Origin of the sequence: Dorea sp. 210702-DFI.3.17, from assembly GCF_020560825.1 — a bacterium.
Lineage (GTDB): Bacteria > Bacillota > Clostridia > Lachnospirales > Lachnospiraceae > Dorea > Dorea formicigenerans.
Genome location: NZ_JAJCNB010000113.1, coordinates 1 through 269 on the forward strand (window position 1 = coordinate 1; position 269 = coordinate 269).

Consider the following 269-nt stretch of genomic DNA (forward strand, 5'->3'; position numbering starts at 1 on the left):
CAAATTTTTTAAATAGAATTACATTAAATGTCGTTAATAGTGATTTTAACGAAGATAACTTTACGATTAGTGTGCCGTGTTTAAATAAGGACTTACTATTATTAAGTAAAGATTTTAAAGCTTCTAATAATGAGAGAATTTTATATCGAATTGTTGGTGGAGATCTCGCTTCAGATTCAGATGGTGGTAATGCGAGATTAGAGTTTAGAAGATTACCTAATAGTGACGCATGTATCATAGCGTTACAAGAATATGAACCGACGTTACCT

1 protein-coding gene is annotated in these 269 nt (G+C 30.9%); it reads left to right on the forward strand.

Annotated elements, in window-relative coordinates; translation table 11 throughout:
* The coding region (locus LI149_RS15160) for a hypothetical protein (RefSeq protein ID WP_227143623.1) at nt 1-269 on the forward strand (269 nt) is incomplete at both ends.